Annotated in this window: 6 protein-coding genes; all 6 read right to left on the reverse strand. The window is 37.8% G+C overall.

The window, feature by feature from the left end; genetic code table 11:
- Positions 1-2: 2 nt before the first annotated feature.
- The 6 genes from ACLTU0_RS00240 to ACLTU0_RS00265 all read right to left on the reverse strand — a co-directional run bounded on the left by ACLTU0_RS00240 (position 3) and on the right by ACLTU0_RS00265 (position 8,014).
- Positions 3-1,874: an ABC transporter ATP-binding protein gene (locus ACLTU0_RS00240; RefSeq protein ID WP_412320909.1), complete on the reverse strand. Its 1,872-nt coding sequence runs from the start codon at positions 1,872-1,874 to the stop codon at positions 3-5.
- Positions 1,867-3,600: an ABC transporter ATP-binding protein gene (locus ACLTU0_RS00245; protein ID WP_147514618.1), complete on the reverse strand. Its 1,734-nt coding sequence runs from the start codon at positions 3,598-3,600 to the stop codon at positions 1,867-1,869. The genes ACLTU0_RS00240 and ACLTU0_RS00245 overlap by 8 nt, the downstream gene beginning before the upstream one ends.
- Before the next feature lie 53 nt (positions 3,601-3,653).
- A complete protein-coding gene (locus ACLTU0_RS00250; protein ID WP_022229936.1) occupies positions 3,654-4,100 on the reverse strand; it encodes a MarR family winged helix-turn-helix transcriptional regulator in 447 nt (148 codons plus the stop codon).
- Between the two features lie 119 nt (positions 4,101-4,219).
- Positions 4,220-5,560 (reverse strand): ATP-binding protein, encoded by a 1,341-nt coding sequence (locus tag ACLTU0_RS00255; protein WP_308455734.1) that lies wholly within the window; start codon positions 5,558-5,560, stop codon positions 4,220-4,222.
- Positions 5,557-6,225 (reverse strand): response regulator transcription factor, encoded by a 669-nt coding sequence (locus ACLTU0_RS00260; protein WP_022229934.1) that lies wholly within the window; start codon positions 6,223-6,225, stop codon positions 5,557-5,559. Before ACLTU0_RS00260 ends, ACLTU0_RS00255 begins: the two co-directional genes overlap by 4 nt.
- 22 nt (positions 6,226-6,247) lie before the next feature.
- Positions 6,248-8,014: a Na/Pi cotransporter family protein gene (locus tag ACLTU0_RS00265; protein ID WP_308455733.1), complete on the reverse strand. Its 1,767-nt coding sequence runs from the start codon at positions 8,012-8,014 to the stop codon at positions 6,248-6,250.
- Between the last annotated feature and the right edge of the window lie 56 nt (positions 8,015-8,070).

Consider the following 8,070-nt stretch of genomic DNA (forward strand, 5'->3'; position numbering starts at 1 on the left):
AATCATTCAAGTTCAAATGCACCTGTGTAAAGTTGATAATACTTACCCTTTTGTGCAATAAGCTGTTCGTGATTACCGCGTTCGATAATTCTTCCGAGTTCAAGCACCATAATTACATCTGAATTTCTTACCGTTGAAAGTCTGTGTGCGATAACAAATACTGTACGTCCCGTCATAAGTGCGTCCATACCTCTTTGAACTATCGCCTCTGTTCTTGTATCAATACTTGAAGTTGCTTCGTCAAGTATCATTACAGGAGGGTCTGCAACCGCCGCTCTTGCGATTGACAAAAGCTGTCTTTGACCTTGCGACAAGCTGCCGCCGTCACCCGAAATAACTGTATCATATCCGTCAGGCAACATATTTATAAATTCGTCTGCATTCGCAAGTCTTGCCGCCGCATAAACTTCTTCGTCCGTTGCGTCAAGATTACCGTATCGGATATTTTCCTTAATTGTACCTGTAAACAAGTTTGTATCCTGTAAAACGATACCGAGCGAACGTCTTAAATCTTTCTTTTTGATGCGGTTAATATTAATTCCGTCATAAGTTATCGTACCGTCGGCAATATCATAGAAACGATTTATAAGATTGGTAATCGTAGTCTTACCCGCACCTGTCGCACCGACAAACGCAACCTTTTCGCCGTGGTCGGCATACAATGTTATATCATGCAGTACAATCTTTTCGGGATTATATCCGAAATCAACATCGAAGAATTTAACTTCACCCGTAAGACGTGTGTATTTAACACTGCCGTCCTTTTGAACTTCTTTCCAAGCCCACATATATGTCTTTTCTTCCGTTTCAACTATATTGTCGTTTCTGTCGTACTTAACATTGACAAGTGTAACATCGCCGTTGTCCTGTTCAACTTCTTCATCCATAAGATTAAATATTCTCTCCGCTCCGGCAAGTGCCATAACGATTGAGTTAAGCTGTTGCGATATTTGGTTTATCGGCATTGTAAATGATTTTGAAAGTTGCAAAAATGACGCTATAACGCCAAGTGTAAGTCCCGCAACACCGTTTAGTGCAAGTGCACCGCCGATAATAGCTATAAGCACATACTGCAGGTTACCTAAATTAGCCATAATCGGCATTAGGATATTTGCGTATTTATTAGCCTCTGTTGCGTTTTCACAAAGCTCTTCGTTAATCTTATCAAAATCTTCTTTTGAATGTTCTTCGTGACAGAACACCTTAACGACCTTCTGACCGTTAATCATTTCTTCGATATAACCGTTTACCTTACCGATGGACTGCTGTTGTTTTACAAAAAATCTTCCGCTCGCTCCTGCAATCTTCTTTGTTACAAACATCATACAGGTCGCAAACACCAACACAAATATTGCAAGATAAACATTCGATATAAACATCGCAACAACTACCGATATAATTGTGACTGCCGATGAAAACATCTGCGGAATACTCTGTGCCATCATCTGTCTTAGAGTATCTGTATCGTTTGTGTAGTAACTCATTATATCGCCGTGAGTATGTGTATCGAAATACTTAATCGGCAATTTCTGCATATGAGTAAACATATCGTCACGAATTTTCTTTAACACACCCTGTGCGATTGATACCATAGTTCTGTTATAAAACAATGTAGCAAGTATTCCCACTGCATACACAATACCCATTACGCAGATTGCTTTAAGCAAGCCCGTGAATACAGGGTTTGTACTGCCCAAAAGCGGTGTTATATAGTCATCGATAAGCGTACCGATAAACATTGAGCCGGCAACGTTTGCAACGGCACTCAGCAATATACATATCAATACAAAGATAAATCTGAATTTGTATTTCTTCATATATGAAAGAATACGTTTGATTGTCTTACCGGTATTTTGTGCACCGTGTTTATTCATCGTCACCGCCTCCTTTCACCTGTGAATTATATACTTCACTATATATTTCGTTGTTCTTCAAAAGTTCTTCGTGAGTACCTATTCCGTTTATTTCACCGTTATCCATAACAATTATCTTATCTGCGTCTTCGACAGATGAAATTCTCTGTGCAATAATAATCTTTGTTGTATTCGGTATTTCTTCACGGAACGCACGTCTGATACTTGCATCTGTCTTTGTATCAACCGCACTTGTACTGTCGTCCAAAATAAGGATTTTCGGTTTCTTTAACAAAGCTCTTGCGATACAAAGTCTTTGTTTCTGACCGCCCGATACATTTGAACCGCCCTGTTCGATATAAGTATCATACTTATCAGGGAATGTCTGAATAAATTCATCGGCTTGTGCAAGCTTACATACTCTTTCGATTTCTTCATCTGTTGCGTGGTCATTACCCCAACGCAAGTTTTCTTTGATTGTTCCGGAGAACAACACATTTTTCTGAAGTACCATTGCAACCTCGTCACGCAATGACTCAATATCATATTCCTTTACGTTTCTGTCACCGACAATCACTTCACCGTCGGTTGTATCGTAAAGTCTTGGGATAAGCTGTACAAGGCTTGACTTTGAACTTCCCGTACCGCCTATAATTCCGACAGTTTCACCCGATTTAATATCAAGATTTATATTCTTAAGGCAGAGTTTTCTCTTTTTCTTTGAATATCCGAAGTTTACATTTCTGAATGAAATATCGCCGTTTTTAATTTCATATACAGGATTTTCAGGATTTGTAAGATCGCTCTTTTCGTCAAGTATTTCGACGATTCTTTCAGATGACGCTCTTGCCATTGTAATCATTACGAACACCATTGAAAGCATCATAAGGTTCATAAGAATTTGCATTGTATATGCAATAAGGCTTGTAAGCTCACCTGTTGTCATAGTTGACGCAACGATAAGCTTTGCACCGAACCACGATATGAAAAGCATACAGCCGTATGCCGCGAACTGCATAAGCGGTGCGTTAAATGCCAAAAGTTTTTCGGCTTTTACAAAGTCATCGTATATATCTTCAGAAACGTTTTTAAATTTCTTTTCTTCGAAATCTTCTCTTACAAATGATTTAACAACTCTTATACCTCTCAAATTTTCCTGTACAACGTTGTTAAGTTTATCGTATATCTTGAATACTCGTTCAAATATCGGGTGTGCGTGAGTCATTATAAAATACAATCCGCCGCCCAAAACAGGAATTGCAAGCAAGAATACAAGTGAAAGTTTATGATTTATACCAAACGCCATAATAAGTGAGAATATAATCATTATCGGACCTCTTACCGCAATTCTGACTATCATCTGATAAGCATTTTGTACGTTCGTTATATCAGTTGTAAGTCTTGTTACGATACTTGATGCAGAGAATTTATCAATATTTGAAAATGAGAAGTTCTGTACATTATAGAACATATCCTTTCTCAAATTCTTCGCAAAACCTGCCGATGCACTCGCCGCAAATTTACCCGACAATGCACCGAAAACCAATGAAATTACACATGAAATTGCAAGGGCGATACCTATTTTCAATATGTAATTCATATTTCCAGCGTCAATACCCTTGTCAATAAGCATAGCCATAAGAAGCGGTATTACAACTTCCATAATAACTTCAAGAGTAACAAAAATCGGTGCAAGAATCGAATCACGTTTATACTCTCTTACACTTTTTAATAATGTCTTTATCATCTAATTCCTCCTTTAAAAATGTAGTACGCTACATATTAAGGTAAAAATATACCCTATTTTTCACACTTATCATTGTCTTGGTACATATGTTCGTAAACCTTTGTTAAAAGTTTTTTGAGTTCTTTTTCCTCCTCATCATTTAATGCACCTGTTATCAACGAATCCATATACTTTCTGTGTTCTTTCATTTCACTGCCAAGCTCAAAAGCCTTGTCAAACAAAATAACCTGTCTGCATCTATGGTCCTCCGGATTTACCTCAACACGCACAAAATTATTCTTCTCCATACGCTTTAAAAGTCCGATAATCGTGGAATGTCTTAACCCAAATTCCTGTTCAATCTCCTTTTGCATTACAACATTCTTGCCCTTTTCAAGCATATAAAAAAGTATATTTGCCTGCGAACAGGTTATATCGTATTTCTTCAGATGTGCATTTGCCGCCATAGACATAATCTCATCTATCCTCTTAAAATAAAAGCCTATACCTTTCTTTTTCACAAATACACCTCCTCGCAAAAAAATGTAGCGTACTATACTTTTTGTGTAGTACGCTACATATTATACACATTATTAATATTAATGTCAATAAACCTTTTTCAAAGTTCATATTTTGTTCATTAATTGTTCACGTTATTCGGAAACGTAACATAAATAGTTGTACCTTTGCCGACTTTGCTCTTTACGCGTATAGTCGCATTATGGCAGGCACAAACGTGCTTTACTATTGAAAGTCCCAAGCCTGTACCGCCGACTTTTTTTGAGTGGCTTTTATCAACGCGATAAAAACGTTCAAATATTCTTTCCGTATCTTCGGGCGGTATTCCTATACCCGTATCCTTTACGGACAGTTCCACGCCCTTTGCCGACTCGCCGACAAATACGGTTATTTTTCCGTTATCCTTATTATACTTTATCGCATTGTCAAGCAAGTTATATACAAGCTCACTCACCAATGTCACGTTACCTTTTATGAATGTCGGTATCTTCGTATAATAAATCTGAATACCTCGTTCTTTTGCGGCTTTTTCAAGAACACATATCGCCTCTTCCGTAACCAGCGAAAGGTCGATATTTTCCGGATTTTCAACACTTCCCTGTTCGTCAATATTTGATAGATTTATTATATCATCTATAAGAGTAAGAAGTCGGTCGGACTCTTTTTCTATCTTTCTGCCAAACTCCTTGATGTCCTCCGCCTTTGCCATACCGTTGCTTATCATTTGTGCATATCCCGAAATGGTTGTAAGCGGTGTTTTAAGCTCGTGCGAAACGTTTGCGGTAAATTCACGTCTGATTTTTTCCGTCTTTTCTTTTTCCGCATTTTGATTTGCTATTCTTGCAAAAAACGGTTTCAACTCGTCATATATCTCTGCCTTGCCTATATTATTTATATCCACTTCATTAATCGGATCTAAAATATATTTCGTCAAATGCTTTGCACTCACAAACGAAACAGCAATAACGCATATTAAAATAATAATAACTATCGGCATTATGGTCAAAACCATATACATTATTACTTTTGTCGGCTGTGACATTCTTAATATACTGCCGTTATTCAATTTTACGGCATAATAATATATTTTTTCACCAATCGTTTCGGAATTACGGCTACTGCTCCCGTTTCCGTATGTAACGGCTTGTTTAACTTCCGGTCGTTCAAAATGGTTTTCCATTGTAGTTGTATCCGCCTCGTTATCATAAATAACCGTACCGTCTGATTTGATAAGCGTCACTCGAATATCGGATACATCATCATACATTTTGGTTAATATATTAATTTCACTGTTTTCGTCATAACCGTCTAAGCATTGTGCCAATATATTTGTTCTTGATTTTAAATCTGATTTTTCCTTTATCGAATACTGTGTACAATATGCCACCAAAATAAGCAGCATACTTACTATAACTGATGATATTGTAAGAATTTTCAGCGTGCCGTTTATAGCTTTTCTCATATCTTATATCCTACATTTCTTATAGTTTCGATACACTTACCCTTTTCGCCGAGTTTATGTCTTAAACTTCCTATATGAACGTCCAGCGTTCTGCTTTCGCCCTCAAAGTGATAACCCCATATCTTTTCAAGCAAAACCTCTCTCGGCACAACTGTGCCTTTGTTTTTCAGAAGATATTTAAGAAGTTCAAATTCTTTAAACGTTATCGCAATATCCTTTCCGTCAACCTTTACATTCCTGCTTTGGTTGTCCAAAATGATACCCTTGTATTCGATTATATCAGAACCGGCTTGCGGACCGCTCCTGCGAAGGACTGCTTTAATTCTTGAAATAAGTTCCATAACGCCGAAAGGCTTTGTTACATAGTCGTCCGCTCCGTATTCAAAGCCTTTGACTTTGTCACTTTCAGTACCTTTGGCTGTTATCATAATAACAGGAACATTTTTAGTCGTATCGTTGTTTCGTATGTCTTTCAGTATAGCAATTCCGTCTTTATCCGGCAGCATTATATCCAAAAGCACCATTGACGGCAAACGCTCGCCAAGTCGTTTTTCAAAATCTGAGGCACTTTCAAAGCCCTCTGCCTCAAACCCTGCTGATTTCACTGCATACGTTATTAAATCTCTTATTCCCTCATCATCTTCGACGCAATAAATCAAATCCATAAAACAATCCCCCATTTATACATTATTCAACTTCTGACGATACCGAAAACGGCAATATATACTTTTTACCGAATTCAACGCACAATTCTTTATATTCAGGATTGTTTCGTCTGTTACTCATAACGTGATGCACATCATAATTTTCGTCATTGAGTTCAATAATAGCTGCAGCAACGTTTGCACAATGATCAGATATTTTTTCAAGTGCGGTAATGTAATCGGTAAATACAAAACCTTGATTTACACTGCATCTGCCCTCTTGCATACGCTTTATATGACGGTTTTTAAGGTCATTTCTAAGTCTGTCGATAACGTCCTCCAAAGGCTCAACTTTATTAGCAAGTTTAACATCGTCCTTTGAAAATGCACTGATTGTAAGGTCGATAATTTCACCGACGGCATTAACCATTATAGTGATTTCCTGTCTTGCCTTGTCGGAGAAATGAACGTCTTTATCACGTTTTTCTCTCGCTGTAAATACCAAATCGGCGGTATAATCCGTCATTTTCTCAAAATCTGATATTGCGTGAAGAAGTATTGAAACTTTCTGCGAATCCGACTCATTCAAGCTCTTTGCCGAAAGCTTTACAAGATATGCACCGAGTGCGTCCTCATATTCATCGGCAAGATTTTCTGTTTCTATAATTTTCCTATCTATCGACTCTGAATACTTTGCAACGCATTCCTGTGCCATGGTAAAGCTCTCTTTTACCATATATGCCATATTTGTAGCAAGCGTCATACATTGTTCAACAGCGAATGACGGAGTTTGCAAAAATCTTTCATCAAGCAAACCGAATGTGCTTTCTTCCGCACCCTCTTTAATTGTCATTCTTGCCAATTTTTCAAGTAACTTGTTAAACGGCAACAATACAGCCGTTGCAACAACATTGAATATCGTATGAACTATTGCGATATTAAACGGTGTAACAGAATCGCTTACAAATGCAAAATTGAAGATTGCATTTGCCGCATAGAATAATACAAGGAATAAAACCGTACCTATAATATTGAAATACAAATGCACCATTGCGGCACGTTTTGCGTTTTTGCTTGCACCGATACATGATATAAGTGCAGTCACACAAGTACCTATATTTTGTCCCATAATTATAGGAATTGCCGCACCGAACGTTATTTTACCCGTAGAAGAAAGTGCCTGAAGTATACCGACAGATGCAGATGACGATTGTATAACAGCAGTTAAAACAGCACCTGCAAGCACACCTAAAATAGGATTTTGGAACATTGTAAGTATGTTTGTAAATGCCTCAACATCTTTTAAAGGCTCAACAGCCGCCGACATTGTTTCCATACCGAACATAAGTACCGCAAAACCAAGAAGTATGTTACCGATATTCTTCTTAGAGTCGCTCTTTGCAGCCATTGTAAATACAATACCAATAAGTGCTAAAACCGGAGTGAAGTTAGCCGGCTTACAGAGTTGAATCCAAAAGCTGTCCCCCTGTATACCGGAAAGGCTCAATATCCATGATGTAACAGTCGTACCGATATTTGCACCCATTATAATACCGATAGCCTGTCCGAGTTTCATAATGCCTGAGTTTACAAAACCTACAACCATAACCGTAGTAGCTGAAGATGACTGTATAACCGCCGTAACGGCAGCACCCAAAACAACACCTTTTATAGGATTTGACGTAAGTTTTTCAAGTATCTGTTCAAACTTACCGCCGCCAAGCTTTTCAAGACCGCTGCCCATTACGTTCATTCCGTAAAGGAACATCGCCAGTCCTCCGAACAATGAAAATAAACCAAAAATGTTCATAATTTTATCCCCTTATTTATATTTTATAAAATCCTCTAAGCTAATTATATATAATC

The organism is Hominilimicola sp., assembly GCF_046972485.1.
Lineage (GTDB): Bacteria > Bacillota > Clostridia > UBA1381 > UBA1381 > Hominilimicola > Hominilimicola fabiformis.

What these genes read in the sequence shown, in the direction of transcription:
- ACLTU0_RS00240 (WP_412320909.1), bottom strand. Translation starts at nt 1,874, where the DNA reads ATGAATAAACACGGTGCACAAAATACCGGTAAGACAATCAAACGTATT.
- ACLTU0_RS00245 (WP_147514618.1), bottom strand. Translation starts at nt 3,600, where the DNA reads ATGATAAAGACATTATTAAAAAGTGTAAGAGAGTATAAACGTGATTCG.
- ACLTU0_RS00255 (WP_308455734.1), bottom strand. Translation starts at nt 5,560, where the DNA reads ATGAGAAAAGCTATAAACGGCACGCTGAAAATTCTTACAATATCATCA.
- ACLTU0_RS00260 (WP_022229934.1), bottom strand. Translation starts at nt 6,225, where the DNA reads ATGGATTTGATTTATTGCGTCGAAGATGATGAGGGAATAAGAGATTTA.
- ACLTU0_RS00265 (WP_308455733.1), bottom strand. Translation starts at nt 8,014, where the DNA reads ATGAACATTTTTGGTTTATTTTCATTGTTCGGAGGACTGGCGATGTTC.